Origin of the sequence: Segeticoccus rhizosphaerae (genome assembly GCF_009192725.1) — a bacterium.
Classification (GTDB): domain Bacteria; phylum Actinomycetota; class Actinomycetes; order Actinomycetales; family Dermatophilaceae; genus Segeticoccus; species Segeticoccus rhizosphaerae.
In genome coordinates this window covers 1-4,154 of sequence record NZ_VOHR01000321.1, presented here as the reverse complement: position 1 = coordinate 4,154, position 4,154 = coordinate 1, and the positions used below count along the sequence as shown (strand labels likewise).

The following is a 4,154-nucleotide window of genomic DNA, read 5'->3' as shown; positions in this document are numbered from 1 at the left end:
GGAGATGCCAGCGGCGCGCATTACGGCGGCCTGGGAGACGCGCAGCCGCAGGGCCAGGCCGCTGACCGTCTCGCCGGGGCGCACGGTGAGGGTCCTGGTGGCGGCGCGGCGGGCCGCGGCCTTCTTCGCGCGCTTCTTCTTGGCGGCGTGCGCCTTCTTCGCGGCGTGCGCCTTCTTGGCGTGGCTCGCCTTCCGGTGGGTCTTGGGGGTCGCCCTTCGTGCCGGATGGGACGCGGCCCCCGGCACGCGCAGCCGCTGCCCGGCCCACAGCTGCCGGCCGTCGGTCATCCCGTTGGCCTTCAGGATCGCGGCCACCGAGACGTGCAGGCGTAGCGAGATGCCGCTGACCGTCTCACCCGGACGCACCACCAGGATGCGCACCGTGCGGGCAGGTCGCTTGGCGCGGTGACGCGCCTTTCTGGCGTGATTGGCCTTGGCGGCGGCGTGGCGCGACTTCTTCGGTTTCGCGTGGTGCTTCGCGGATCGGTGCTTCGGTGCGCGAGAGGTCCGCGGCACGTCGATCCTGGTCCCGGCCCTGATCAGGCGGGTCGAGGGCAGGTGGTTGCGCCGGACCAGCACTCCCGTGGAGGTGCGGTGCGCCAGGGCGATCCCGAGCAACGTCTCACCGGGCCGGATGACATGGGTCTGCCAACCGTGTGGCGCCACGCGGTCGCCCGTCGCCAGCTCGTGCAGCGCTGCCGGGGCGGCGGGGGGTGAGAGGTCGACGATGGGGCTCATGACGTGCGAGTCCTTCCGGAGCGGCTCGAAGCGGCCCTTGGGGCTGCTGGGGCCCTGGTGGCATTCGATGCTGCTGGGTTGAATGTGACGATTGTGAAACGTACACGACATCACCACGGAGTGGGAGATTGCGTCTCACCCGATCGAGGTGTATGACGTTCCGCCCCGTCGACCGCACCCGGAGCCGATCCGTGCATCGCCCTCCGGGCGACTCGGCGAGAATCTCCGGGGAGCTGTCGTGTCCGGAGGACCTGGTTCGTGGAGAGAGTAAGAGGCACCACCCCGGATGCCCCCGAGCGAGGAGAGATCGAGATGACGCAGTACCTGATGGCCGTGCACGGTCCCGAGGAGATCTACACCACGGGTCACGGTGGCTACGCCGACGAGGCGGAGATGGAGAGGGCGTTCGCCCAGACGGGTGCGTTCAACAAGAAGCTGCAGGACGAGGGCTACTGGGTCTTCGCGGGCGGCCTCGAGGCGCCGTCGACCGCGACCGTCGTCGACGGGCAGGGCGACCAGCCGGTCTACACCGACGGCCCTTACCTGGAGACCAAGGAGCACATCGGTGGCTTCTGGGTGATCGAGGCGCCCGACGCCGACGTCGCCCTCGCGCTCGCCGCGGAGGCATCGAGGGCCTGCATGGGCACCGTCGAGGTGCGACCGTTCCAAGGCGACCCGGCCGAGTGACGAACTCCCCGACCCACGAGGCGATCACCCGCGCCCACCACGAGGAGTGGGCGCGGGTGGTGGCCTCGCTGGCGTCGCGCTTCGGCGACCTCGACGTCGCCGAGGATGCGGCGGCCGACGCCTTCGTGGCCGCGGTCGAGGCCTGGCCGAGGACCGGCACACCCCCCAACCCCGGTGGCTGGCTGACCACCACCGCGACCCGCAAGGCGCTCGACCGGATCCGCCGCGAGGGCAAACGGGACGCCAAGCACAGGGCGGCCGAGATGATCCGAGACGACACCCCTCACACGCCCACCGGACCGCTCACCGACGACCGGCTCCGGCTGCTGTTCACCTGCTGCCATCCCGCGCTCGCGACCGAGGCCCGGGTGGCGCTCACACTGCGCCTGGTCGGTGGCCTGACCGTCCCCGAGATCGCCCGCGCCTTCCTGGTGCAGGAGACGACCATGGCCCAGCGCATCACGCGGGCCAAGGCCAAGATCAAGAAGGCGCGGATCCCCTACCGCGTGCCGGGTCCCGACGACATCGGGGCCCGGTTGGCCGGGGTCCTGGCGGTGGTCTACCTGGTCTTCAACGAGGGCTACCTGTCCGGCACCGGCGACGAGCCCGTGCGCCGCGACCTCACGCTGGAGGCCATCCGGCTCGGGCGGCTGCTGCGCGCGCTCCTGCCCGACGATGGCGAGGTGGCGGGACTCCTCGCGCTCATGCTCCTCACCGAGGCCCGCAGCGCGGCCCGGTTCAGCGCCACCGGCGAACTGGTCACGCTGGTCGAACAGGACCGCGGCGGCTGGGACCGCGACCTGATCGCCGAGGGACATCGGCTGGTCAGGGAACGCCTGGCCAGCGGGATCCGCCCCGGGCGCTACCAGATCCTCGCCGCGATCAACGCCGTGCACACCGACGCAGGCAGTGCCCGCGACACCGACTGGAGCCAGATCGCGGCCCTCTACGAGCAGCTGTATGCCGTGAGCCCGTCCCCGGTGGTCGCGCTCAACCGTGCCGTCGCCCGAGCCGAGCTGGACGGCGCCGACGTCGGGCTCGCCGAGGTCGACCGGCTCGTCGGGACGTTGGACCGTTACCACGCGTTCCACGCCACACGCGCCGATCTGTTGCGGCGCCTCGGCCGCTCCGTGCAGGCGCGCGAGGCGTACGACCGGGCGATCGAGCTGACGCAGAACCCCGGCGAGCGTGCCTATCTCACCCGCCGTCGCGATCAGCTCGCCTGAGCGGATCGATCAGGGCGCGGGGCTTCGCGTGGGAGGGTGAGCCATGGTCATCACCGACGAGGACGAGCTGGACGCCTTCTGGGACATCGCCCGGGCGCACGCGAGTCTTGCCGGGGTGCCCGTCTACACCGGTGAGAACCCGTTCAGAACGCTCCGGCCACCCTCGTGGGCGTTCGGCTCGACCCCCGAGCAGGCCGACGAGTTGCTCAGCCTTGTCCTGGACGGGACCAAGACGGCGACCGCGAGCTCCTGCGCCGATTACGCCAAGGAGGGCGAGCAGCTGCCCGCGCCCCGGACGCTCAGCATCGTCCTCGACGGCTCCGGTCACCCACGCGCCCTTGTGGTGACGACCCACGCGCGGGTCGTCCCGTTCGACCAGGTTGACGCCGACCACGCCAGAGACGAGGGGGAGGGCGACGGCAGCCTCGACCACTGGCGGGCGGTGCACGAACGCTTCTTCGACGAGCACGCCGACGGCGGCTTCCTGCCGGACATGCCGGTCGTCCTCGAGCGGTTCCGGCTCCTCTACCCGACGAGGTGACCGCATACTCACCGGGCCTGACGGGAGGTAGTGCCGACGTGGGACGCGATCCACCCGCCCGTCGCCGCTCTTCGCTGCACCGCGACGCCGACGCTTCGCACGAGCTTCGGCTGCGCGCCCGCCTCGGCAGACCCGAGCAGCCCGTGGCAGGCTTGGTGCCGTGAACTCCTTCGACGAGGCGTCCACGGCGCCGGGCCCCATCGAGCAGGACCGGACCGATGCCACGGGACCCACGCAGGTGCCCCCACCGACCGGTGTCGAGGCGCAGGTCGGCAACTGGCTGACCGTGCCGGACATCGCGGATCGCTTGGGCGTCAGGCTCTCCGAGGTCCGCAGGATGATCGAGGATCGCGAGCTGCTTGCGGCACGGATCGGTCCGCGGTCGGTGGTGGCGGTGCCCGCCAAGTTCGTGACCGGCGAGGGGCCGCTGCCGACGCTGCGCGGCACCTTCACCGTGCTGGCCGACGGCGGCATGGACGACGAGCAGATCATCGGCTGGCTCTTCACACCGGATGAGACGCTCTCCGTGGAGGGCGCCCCCATCGACGCCCTCCTCGCCGGCCGCAAGAAGGAGGTGCGCCGGCGCGCACAGGAGCTGGCCTTCTAGGTGGGTCTGCGCCACTGGTCCTACGTGGCCGTGCTCGTGTTCTGCCTGATCGGCACGCTCCCGCTCGTGCGCGCCTACCGGTTGACCGTCTTCCGCCGGCCGCTGCGCCTGCTCGCTGCGATCGTGCTCGCCGGCGCGCCCTTCCTGGTCTGGGACCTGTGGGCGACTCGGGCGGGGCACTGGCACTTCGACGCCGCCCAGACGTTGCCGCCGCGGATCGCCGGACTGCCGCTCGAGGAGATCGCCTTCTTCGTGGTGGTCCCGCTGGCCTCGATCCTGGCCTTCGAAGCGGTCCGGGCGGTGCGCGGCGAACGCGACGGCCTGGCGGGGAGGGGGCGTGCCACGGCGCACGGCC

The 4,154-nt window shown here is 71.6% G+C and carries 6 protein-coding genes; 5 read left to right on the top strand and 1 reads right to left on the bottom strand.

From position 1 onward, the window contains the following. A partial coding sequence (locus tag FRW57_RS18200; RefSeq protein ID WP_162529413.1) for a LysM peptidoglycan-binding domain-containing protein occupies positions 1-738 on the bottom strand: 738 nt, incomplete at its 3' end. A gap of 393 nt (positions 739-1,131) precedes the next feature. On the opposite strand from FRW57_RS18200, the gene FRW57_RS18195 reads away from it, so the two are divergent. The 5 genes from FRW57_RS18195 to FRW57_RS18175 all read left to right on the top strand — a co-directional run. Continuing rightward, entirely contained in the window at positions 1,132-1,425 is a 294-nt protein-coding gene (locus tag FRW57_RS18195; protein WP_202911475.1) for a YciI family protein, read from the top strand. Next, positions 1,422-2,651: an RNA polymerase sigma factor gene (locus FRW57_RS18190; RefSeq protein WP_152186672.1), complete on the top strand. Its 1,230-nt coding sequence runs from the start codon at positions 1,422-1,424 to the stop codon at positions 2,649-2,651. Before FRW57_RS18195 ends, FRW57_RS18190 begins: the two co-directional genes overlap by 4 nt. A 43-nt stretch (positions 2,652-2,694) precedes the next feature. After that, positions 2,695-3,192, top strand: a complete 498-nt coding sequence (locus tag FRW57_RS18185; protein ID WP_152186671.1) for an ASCH domain-containing protein — start codon at positions 2,695-2,697, stop codon at positions 3,190-3,192. A 160-nt stretch (positions 3,193-3,352) separates the two neighbouring features. Further along, positions 3,353-3,799: an Rv2175c family DNA-binding protein gene (locus FRW57_RS18180; RefSeq protein ID WP_338055382.1), complete on the top strand. Its 447-nt coding sequence runs from the start codon at positions 3,353-3,355 to the stop codon at positions 3,797-3,799. Next, a partial coding sequence (locus tag FRW57_RS18175; RefSeq protein WP_203230402.1) for a lycopene cyclase domain-containing protein occupies positions 3,800-4,154 on the top strand: 355 nt, incomplete at its 3' end.